Source organism: Streptomyces sp. PU-14G (assembly GCF_041028275.1).
GTDB lineage: Bacteria > Actinomycetota > Actinomycetes > Streptomycetales > Streptomycetaceae > Streptomyces.
Genome location: NZ_JASKYT010000569.1, coordinates 1 through 3,475, shown reverse-complemented (window position 1 = coordinate 3,475; position 3,475 = coordinate 1). Strand labels below are relative to the sequence as shown.

General features: G+C 72.7%; 3 protein-coding genes. 1 reads left to right on the top strand and 2 read right to left on the bottom strand.

All coding sequences use genetic code 11. The features are described 5' to 3' along the window. The first annotated feature begins 88 nt into the window (after positions 1 to 88). Positions 89 to 1,489, top strand: a complete 1,401-nt coding sequence (locus AB8Z75_RS33450; RefSeq protein WP_369208668.1) for an MFS transporter — start codon at positions 89 to 91, stop codon at positions 1,487 to 1,489. A gap of 317 nt (positions 1,490 to 1,806) precedes the next feature. Here AB8Z75_RS33450 and AB8Z75_RS33445 read toward each other — a convergent pair whose 3' ends face one another. Beyond that, a complete protein-coding gene (locus tag AB8Z75_RS33445; RefSeq protein ID WP_369208667.1) occupies positions 1,807 to 2,226 on the bottom strand; it encodes a hypothetical protein in 420 nt (139 codons plus the stop codon). A 326-nt stretch (positions 2,227 to 2,552) separates the two neighbouring features. Continuing rightward, positions 2,553 to 3,475 (bottom strand): transcriptional regulator (locus AB8Z75_RS33440; RefSeq protein ID WP_369208665.1); only part of this gene is annotated, 923 nt, incomplete at its 5' end.

Genomic DNA, 3,475 nt, shown 5'->3' with positions numbered 1-3,475 from the left:
GGGTGGTTGTTGGTCGTCGTCATGGAGTGAGTGTGGGGCGGGGACACTTCGGGCTCGGTGGAAGTGTCCGGCGGTCAGGGTGGAGCCCATGAATACGGTGCGCATTCCTGGTGGTGCACGGGAGGACTCCTCCTCCGTGCACCGGTCCTGGTGGGTTCTCGGCGTGATGTGTGCCGGGATGTTCCTGGTGCTGCTCGACGTGACTGTCGTCAATGTGGCGCTGCCCTCGATCGGAGGTGCACTCGGGGCGGGTCCTGGGGCGGTGCAGTGGGTGGTGGACGCCTATGCCGTGGCGATCGCGGCGTTGCTGCTGGGAGGGGGCGCGGTCAGCGACCGGATGGGGCACCGGAGGGTCGTGCTGGCGGGACTTGCGCTGTTCGGTGTGGCGTCGGCCGGGTGTGCGCTGGCGCCCGGTTCCGAAACGCTTGTCGCGGCCCGTGCGGCACAGGGCGCGGGAGCCGCACTGCTGCTGCCCGGCAGTCTCGCGGTGATCAGCGACACCTTTCCCGACCGCGCGGCCCGCGCTCGTGCCCTGGGGGTGTGGGCAGGGGTGTCGTCGCTGGCGCTGCCCGCCGGTCCGCTGCTGGGCGGGCTGCTGGTCCAGAGCGGGGGGTGGCGGCTGATCTTCTGGATCAATGTGCCCGTTGTGGCGGCCGCTTCGGCTGCTGTCCGCCGACTGGTCTCCGACGATGGCGGGCGTGCCGCGGGGCGCACCGACTGGGCCGGTGCGGGGAGTGCCGCGCTGACGCTGGCCGCCGTGGTCTTCGCCGTCATCGACATGGGGCACCACGGGCCGCGTCCGCTGGGAGTGTGCGCGGGGATCGTCGCGGTGATGGCCGGTGGCGGGTTCGTCCTGCGGGAGCGGCGTGCGTCCGCGCCGATGCTGCCGCTCGTGCTGTTGCGGACGCCTGCCTTCGCCGGTCCTCATGTCGCTGCCCTGGTGATGAACATGGTGGCGAACGGAACGCTTTTCGTGGTGACGTACTACCTGCAGACGGTGCAGCACCGTTCGGCGCCTGCGGCGGGAGTGGCGCTGCTGCCGCTGTTCGTGCCCCTCGCCGTGCTGGCGCCGGTCGCCGGGCGACTGACCGCGCGTCACGGGCCGCGGTTGCCCCTGCTCGTCGGTGGCTGTGCCGCCGCGTGCGGGTGCGTCGCCCTGTTGCTGCTGCGGGCCGACAGCGGGGTGCCGGCGCTCCTGCCCGGCCTGGTCGGTCTCGGGGTCGGTACCGGGCTCTCCACGGCCGCCGTGGTCGCGGCTGCGGTGGGTGCGGTGCCCGCGGACCGCTCGGGGCTCGCCAGCGGAGTCAACAACGCCTCCCGGCAGACGGGAACCGCCCTGGGCGTCGCCGTCTTCGGCGCGGTGGCCGGGTCGCCGCGTGATCCGGAGGCGTTCACCGCCGGGGTGCGCCATCTGGGGGTGCTGGGGGCGGCGTTGTGGGTCGTCGCACTCGTCGTGACAGTGAGGACAGTTCCGCGGCGCCACATCTGACGCACGTGCGGGCAGTGGTGTGCGTCGGAGCCGCGCTCGGCCCTCGCCCCGGTACGGAGGGCGGTTCGCCGCCGGCCCTCGCCCCGCCAGCGCTGTCCGACAGGGACGGACAACCGGGCAGGGACCGATGACCGGGCAGGGACCGATGACCGGCCTAGGACCGATGACCGGCCTAGGACCGATGACCGGCCAAGGACCGATGACCGGGCAGGAACGGGTGGCCGGGCAGGGGCGGGTGGCCGGGCGGGGACGCCCGTTCGGCCGGTTCGAGCCGTTCGGCCGCGGTAACGCCCGCGGGAGCGAAGGCGCGGCCGGCCTCATCCTGTGCCCCGTGCGCGCGTGCTCTCCCGGGGGCCGAGGTTGTGGAGGATCGTCGAGTGCAGGGCCGCGTGCAGGGCGGCGGCGGGCGTCAGGGACGCCGCCGGGGTGCAGGGAACCGCCCAGTGGGGGCCCGGTGGGTGCAGGCGGCTGCTGGGCGGCACGGTCACCCAGCTCGCCGTCCCGAGGACCTGGACGGCGGCGAACTCGTTGAAGGACCAGTCGCGGGCGGTGTCCGGCTCGATGAGCCAGTAGAGCCTGCTGCCGTACGGGTCACGGATAACGGCTCCGGAGGAGGGGCCGAGCCGTGCCAGTACGCCCTCGCCCAGGTAGGCGGGGACCCGTACGGCGTCCCACCACTCCCCCGCGGGTAACAGCACGGCATCCAGGCCCTTCGGCAGCGGCCACCATACGGTCACGGCTTCTCCTGTGCGTCCTGCGCGTCCAGTGCGTCGTATGCATCCTGTGCGTCGTGCGACGCAACGCGCGTCTGTCGCGCGTTGGCGGCACTCGGAGTCGGGGACGGCGCCCAGGGGCGCCGAACCGTGGCTCCGCCGACCCTCGGGGTGCCGGCGGTTGCCGCACCGGCAGCGCCCCTCGTGTCGTGACGGGCTCAGCCTGCCGCGACGAGGACGGGAGAAGTGTCACCAATCAGTGACACTTTGATCGCACACCGTAGTTGCCTCGCCCGAAGTTCCGCCGTACGTCTGCCCGATGGGCCCGCATCGGCGTCCCTGTGCGCGCCTCACAGGCCCAGCCAGGCGGCCATGTTGTCGAGGGAGTCCGGAGTGCGGCGACGCTGGGCCACCAGTCCGTTGATGGTCTCGCGGGCACCGGGGTGGTAGCGCGTCTGCTCGGGCGCCAGTTTGCGCGCCGTCATGACGGACTCCAGAGCGGCGTCGCAGCGCCCCGTCTCCATCTCGGCGCGGGCGCGGTCGACGTAGAAGTGGGCGCGTCGCGACATGGGCCAGCCGTGCGGCAACCGCACCTGCCGGGACTTCTCCAGCGCCTTGCCGTAACGCCGCATCTCCACCTGGGCGGAGACCTCGTGCACGGTGACGTTGGCCGGCCCGAAGCTGAGCCAGTGGACCCGCGAGGCCTCACCGGTGCGTTGCGCGTACGCGGCGGCTTCGCGCAGGTGGCCCTCGACGGCGTTCGCGTCGTGTGCGCGGGCCGCGATGACGCTCGCCCCCAGGTGCAGCTGGCCCCGTACGGCGAGGGTCTCCCGTGCTTCCCGCTCGGTGCCGTCGGTTTCCGAGAGGGCCCTGTGGCCTGCTTCGATGAGCCGCAGCCCGACGGTGTGCTCGCCTTCACGGAAGTAGGTCAGTGCGCGCATGTACTGGCGTACGGCGGCCAGCCGCGGGTCGGAGCCGCGTTCGGCGGCCCAGCCGAGCCGGTCGAGAGCGATGGTCGCCAGGTCGTAGAAACCGAGCTTGGTGGCGATGTCGTGCGCCGTGCGGTAGGCCGACCCGAGCGTTTGCCAGAGCACCGTACTGGGGGCCCGGTGTGCGGCGGAGGTGACTTCCGCGATGAAGGCGGGAAGTGCGCTTCCCGCCTTGCTCAGCTGGGTGGCGCGCACCATGCGGCACAGGTCGTCGGCGCGGGCGGCGAGTTCGGCAGTGCGGATCCCGTTTCCGCCGTTCCCGTTCCCGTCCCTGACCCCGACCC